Genomic DNA, 4,926 nt, shown 5'->3' with positions numbered 1-4,926 from the left:
CGGACGGCCCGGGCCGGCCGGGCGGCCCGGGCAGCGGGACGAGCGGCGCTGTCGGCCCGGCGGCTCCCTCACCGGTGACCTCCACGGACACGGCGGGCTCCACGGCGTCCGGGTCGAGCCCGGCACCGTCGGCCGTGGACACCGTGATCTCGTCGTAGAGCGAGACGGCCTGCAGAATCGTGATGACCGTGTGGTAGCCGTCGTCGCGGCGTGCCCCGACACCGAGATGCAGGTTGACCTTGGCCGGCGCACGGACAGTCACCCGGCTGCCCGGAACGGGCGCGGACGGCCGGTCGGCGCCGGCGGCACCGGAAGGGTGCCGGTGAGACCGAGACAGCGGACTCTCCTTCGCTCCTGGGGCGTGCTCTGGCACCGGGCACCAACGAACCTATCCGGCCGGTAGGAAACGAGCGCCCTCGCCACCGCCGGGTAAGACGATGCACACGGGTGGCTGGTCACGCCAGTGATCGGCCGCGCTGGGCGTGGCCGGCCGCGTACGCCGGCAGCCGGCCGCCCGCAGAAGCCCGCTGATCACCGACCAGGCCGCCGAGAAGATCGCGGCCTGGAAGATCCCGGAGAGGCTCCCGGGACGTCGAAGAGGTCGTACTGCCGCGCGTCGACGAGGCCGTGGCACGCTCCCGCCCTGCCGTCGAGCTGAAACTCGTCCCGGGTACACAGCGTGACAACCGCGTGCGCTGAGCGCACGACCGCGTCCGTGCCACCGGCGCGTCGGTCAGAGCCAGCCTGCCGTCACTCGGAGCCGGCACCCGGACCGAGGCGGGTGAGGGCGAGGCGGGTGAAGGCGGCCACGTCCAGGATCTCGCCTCTGGCGGACGGGTCGATGCCCGCGGCCAGCGCGAGACGCGCGGCCTGGTCCGCCGACCCCGCCCAGCCCGACAGCGCCGCCCGCAGCGTCTTGCGGCGCTGCGCGAAGGCCGCGTCCACCGCGGCGAAAACGGCCCGGCGCAACCGTGGCGGCCCCGGCTGATCACGACGGCTGAACGCCACCAGGGACGAATCGACGTTCGGCTGCGGCCAGAACACCGCCCGCGGCACCGGGCCGGCCGGACGCGCCGACGCGTACCAGGCCATCTTCACGCTCGGCACGCCGTACACCCGTCCACCTGGTGACGCGGTCAGCCGGTCGGCGACCTCGGCCTGCACCATGACCAGCCCGCGCCTGACCGACGGAAAACGTTCAAGTACGCCGAGCAGCAGCGGGACGGCCACGTTGTAGGGCAGGTTCGCGGCCAGGACGCTCGGCGGGTCGCCAGGGATGTCCGCGGGCTCCAGGCGCAGGCCGTCCGCCGCCAGCACGGTCAGGCGGGCCGCAACCGCTGGCCCGAGCCGTGCCGTGACGGTCGCCGGCAGTGCCGCGGCCAGCGCCTCGTCCAGTTCGACCGCGACGACCCGGCGGGCGGCCGGCAGCAGTCCGAGGGTCAGCGAGCCCAGTCCGGGACCGATCTCCAGGACGGTCTCGTCCGGCCCGACATCCGCCAGGCGGACCAGCCGGCGGACGGTGTTGGGGTCGACGAGAAAGTTCTGGCCACGGCGCTTGGTCGGCCGTACGCCGACAGCGGCGCTGATCGACCGTACGTCCGCCGGCGTGAGCAGACCATCGGGAAGCCCCGAACCGGACGACGACGAGGGGGGAGTATCCGGGCCGGGGGCTACCAGGGTCCGAACATCCGTTCAGAGGTGGCGGCGATCGCCGACGCGAGGGTGTCGACGTCCTCCCCGCGGGCGGTGGCCAGCGCGCGCAGCGTCAGCGGTATCAGGTACGGGCCGTTCGGCCGGCCCCGCCACGGCACCGGGGTGAGGAACGGGGCATCCGTCTCGACCAGCAGCAGGTCACGGGGCGCGACAGCGGCAGCGTCCCGCAGGCGCTGCGCGTTGTTGAATGTCACGTTCCCGGCGAAGGACATCACGTAGCCGGCGTCGGCGCAGACCTTCGCCATGGCCTCGTCCCCGGAGAAGGCGTGGAAGACCACTCGTTCGGGCGCGCCTTCCTCGACGAGGATACGCAGTGTGTCCTCGTGGGCCTCCCTGTCATGGATCATGAGGGTGCGGCCGGCCTGCTTGGCGATCGCGATGTGGCGGCGGAAACTGTCCTGCTGAGCGGCGTGCCGCTCGGGTGGCGTGCGGTAGTAGTCCAGGCCGGTCTCCCCGACCGCCCGCACCTTCGGCGCCGCGGCCAGTTCGGCGATCTCGGTGAACGTCTCCTCGTCCACGCCGTCGGCGGCTTCGTTCGGATGGATCGCGACAGCGGCGTAGACGTCGGGATGCCCGGCCGCGACCTGCGCCTGCCAACGGCTGGTCGGCAGGTCGACCCCCACCGTCACCAGCCGCCGGACACCGGCGGCCCGTGCCGCCGCGACGGCCGCGTCCACCTCCCCACCCATGATGTCGAGGTGGCAGTGGCTGTCGATCACCTCTGCCTCCACCGACAACGGCGGCGGCGCGGGCGGAGGGTCGCCACGGCGCCCACCGTCGCGTGCCATCTACCGCTCACTCACCTTTCTTCCGTCTCATCTCTTCCGTCTCGTCCCGTCTTCCGTCTCGTCCCGCCGGTGGCCCGGGACGAGACGCCCGGGACGGAAGCGCTTCTGCGAATCGATCCTACGGAACCACGGGAACCGGGGCGGCAGACGAATGATCCAGGCCCGGACGTCCGCCTCTCCGCCTGCCGTATCCACGGCCGAGGCGCCAGAACAAGCCATCCCCATGGCCCGGGTGTCATAACAACGTCGACACTCCGTTGAACATCGCAGGCCCATCACCTGGTAGACAGGTACCGATGTCCTCGTCGCTCGCTGTCGCGCTGGTGACTCCGCTGACCGGTCCGGCGGCCGTCCACGGTCTGACCACTCTGCGCGCGGTCACGTTGTGGGCTCGTGATGAGCAGCTTCCGCCGCCGTGGGACGACATCAACGTCACCGCGTACGACGCGCATCCGCATCCCGCCGCGGCGACGCGTGCCGCGGCCGCGGCCGGGCCGGACGCGATCTTCGGCCCGTACGGTCAGCGCAGCGCGCTGGCCGCGTGTGCCGCCACCGACCGGGTCGTGTTCAACATCGGCGCGCCCTCGACCCGGTTCGTCCGCCAGGCGTTCCCGAACGTCGTCAATCTGCTCTCCCCGCATTCGACGTGGACGCGGGGGCTGCTCGCCGCGGTCCGCGCCGCCGACCGGCAGGCCCGCAGGGTCACGGTGCTGCTGGCCTCCGACGACCGGGCGCTGGAAGTCGTCTCCGTCGTGCGGGCCGCCGCCGCACGACTGGGCTTCGAGGTCGCCTCCAGCGTGTTCCGTCCCGGCCGGGCCATGATCGCCGCGCGCCGCGTACCACCCGCTGACGTCCTGATCGTCCAGGGCGATCCGGACGACGAGAACGCCGCGGCCGAGGTGCTGCTGCGCCGGCCGTGGCGGGCCGCGGCGTTCTCCACCGCCGGGCACGACGGCGCACTGGCCACACTGCGTGATCGCCGCGATGGCCTGCTGGGCCCACGCGCCTGGTCACCACGGCTACCCGCGGAGGCTGGCACCGGTCCGAGCGTGTCCGAGTTCGTCGCCTGCTACCAGCAGATGTACGACCAGCTGCCGGCCGCGACCGCGGCGGTAGCCTACGCGGCCGGGCTGGTCCTGGGCCGCTGTATCTGGGCGAACGGCCAGGCCGACGACCATCATGTGCTCGCCGCCGCCCGCACACTCGACACGTCCACCCTGCTGGGCCGTTTCCGTCTCGACGAGGCCACCGGCCTCCAGGTCGGCCATCACAGCCATCTCGTGCAGTGGCGGGACGGTGTCGCGCACGTGGTCTGGCCCGCCGACCGGGCGCAGTCCTCACTGGTCTACCCTCGCTCGCGGATCGGGGTGGCGCGGCAGCCCGCCATGACCGCTTCATGAGGCAGCCGGGCGGGCCCGTCCGTCAGCCAGGCCGGTTCGCCCGGGCCCGTCAGCCAGGCCGGTTCGGGTGGGCCCGGCTGCCAGGCCGGTTCGGGTGGATGCCGGGCCCCGTCCCGGGCCGTCGGGAACATCGCCCGCTCCGGGCCCGGGCTTCAGGCCGGCCCGGACGGGCACCGAACAAGCTCAACAAGCTCACCCGGATACCGGTCCAGTTCACCCGGGCTCCAGACCAGTTCGGACGGACACCGGACCGGCCCGCCCAGATGCCAGCCTGGTTCAGGCGGATGCCGGACCGGCCCGCTCGGACGCGAGGCTGGCTCGGACGGGTGCCGGGTGGACGGGTCGGGGTCGGGATCGGCCTGGCCGCCGTGGTGTTCCTCACCGCGACCGGGCGGTTGTTCGTCTGGCCGGTCCGGGACGCCCCGGAGCCGGTCGACGCGATCGTGATGTACGCCGGCAGCCCCGGCCGGCTGGCCAGAGCGGTCGACCTGGCCCGGGCCGGGTACGCGCCGGTACTCGCCGTGTCGACCCCGGCCGGGTCCGACGACCCGTGCCCGGCCGCCCTGCCCGGCATCCAGGTGATCTGCTTCCGCCCGGACCCGGTCACCACCCAGGGTGAGGCACGGATGACCGCGGAACTGGCCACCCGTTACGGCTGGCGATCCGTACTGATCGTGGTGGGGACCCCACAGGACACCCGGGCACGACTACGGGTGAAACGGTGTTACGAGGGCCGCGCCCTGTTCGTCACTGTCTCCCCACGACTGCGCGGCTGGCCATACGCGATCAGCTACGAATGGGCCGCCATGATCAAGGCCCTGACCATCCAACGAAACTGCTGACCCCTCCGGCGGCCATTTCCTCACCAGCACCCCACTGTCAGACCGACATACCTTCCCCGGTTGTCCGTGTCCGGAATACCACGATGATGCGGAAGCCGGGCGTGGATGCTCCTGGGGGCTATATTGACGGACGCCCGGTGCAATGCAACGACCGACCTGAACCGCCCCGGTCTCTAAAAACCC

4 protein-coding genes and 1 pseudogene are annotated in these 4,926 nt (G+C 72.4%); 2 read left to right on the top strand and 3 right to left on the bottom strand.

The genetic code is table 11. From position 1 onward, the window contains the following. The 3 genes and pseudogenes from NBX02_RS03410 to NBX02_RS03400 all read right to left on the bottom strand — a co-directional run. Positions 1-262, bottom strand: a pseudogene (locus NBX02_RS03410) (4-(cytidine 5'-diphospho)-2-C-methyl-D-erythritol kinase); the annotation flags it as partial. A gap of 488 nt (positions 263-750) precedes the next feature. Then, complete coding sequence (rsmA, locus tag NBX02_RS03405) at positions 751-1,614, bottom strand: 16S rRNA (adenine(1518)-N(6)/adenine(1519)-N(6))-dimethyltransferase RsmA (protein WP_445548237.1); 864 nt, start codon at positions 1,612-1,614, stop codon at positions 751-753. A 56-nt stretch (positions 1,615-1,670) separates the two neighbouring features. Further along, positions 1,671-2,501: a TatD family hydrolase gene (locus NBX02_RS03400; RefSeq protein ID WP_250284467.1), complete on the bottom strand. Its 831-nt coding sequence runs from the start codon at positions 2,499-2,501 to the stop codon at positions 1,671-1,673. Positions 2,502-2,797: 296 nt separating this feature from the next. Here NBX02_RS03400 and NBX02_RS03395 point away from each other — a divergent pair, with 296 nt between their 5' ends. Both NBX02_RS03395 and NBX02_RS03390 read left to right on the top strand, forming a co-directional pair. Next, a complete protein-coding gene (locus NBX02_RS03395; RefSeq protein WP_250284468.1) occupies positions 2,798-3,901 on the top strand; it encodes an ABC transporter substrate-binding protein in 1,104 nt (367 codons plus the stop codon). A gap of 326 nt (positions 3,902-4,227) precedes the next feature. Further along, complete coding sequence (locus tag NBX02_RS03390; protein WP_445548236.1) at positions 4,228-4,743, top strand: YdcF family protein; 516 nt, start codon at positions 4,228-4,230, stop codon at positions 4,741-4,743. Positions 4,744-4,926 lie beyond the last annotated feature (183 nt).

Source organism: Protofrankia sp. CiP1_Cm_nod1 (assembly GCF_920888515.1).
GTDB lineage: Bacteria > Actinomycetota > Actinomycetes > Frankiales > Frankiaceae > Protofrankia.
The sequence above is the reverse complement of the archived record's forward strand: the minus strand, read 5'-3'. Positions and strand labels throughout refer to the sequence as shown.

What these genes read in the sequence shown, in the direction of transcription:
- NBX02_RS03400 (WP_250284467.1), bottom strand. Translation starts at nt 2,501, where the DNA reads ATGGCACGCGACGGTGGGCGCCGTGGCGACCCTCCGCCCGCGCCGCCG.
- NBX02_RS03395 (WP_250284468.1), top strand. Translation starts at nt 2,798, where the DNA reads ATGTCCTCGTCGCTCGCTGTCGCGCTGGTGACTCCGCTGACCGGTCCG.